Source organism: Streptococcus sp. HMSC034B05 (assembly GCF_001809055.1).
Taxonomy (GTDB): domain Bacteria; phylum Bacillota; class Bacilli; order Lactobacillales; family Streptococcaceae; genus Streptococcus; species Streptococcus constellatus.
Genome location: NZ_KV795619.1, coordinates 1 through 212, shown reverse-complemented (window position 1 = coordinate 212; position 212 = coordinate 1). Strand labels below are relative to the sequence as shown.

Annotated in this window: 1 tRNA gene; it reads left to right on the top strand. The window is 49.1% G+C overall.

The features are described from left to right. The first annotated feature begins 138 nt into the window (after nucleotides 1-138). A tRNA-Val gene (locus tag HMPREF2542_RS06640) sits at nucleotides 139-211 on the top strand. Nucleotide 212: the final 1 nt, after the last annotated feature.

Below are 212 nucleotides of genomic sequence, written 5' to 3'. Positions count from 1 at the left end.
GTTGCCCCCTGTGAGATATGGTAGTCGCTTAGCAAAGGGGAGTTTAGCTTAGTTGAAATGGAGAGGGAATCGACATTTCAATCGGTGGATAAGAGAAACGAAGTTTCTCACCGTTGGCTGAGCTAAACTCCATTCCAAGGGAGTTTAGCTCAGCTGGGAGAGCATCTGCCTTACAAGCAGAGGGTCAGCGGTTCGATCCCGTTAACTCCCAT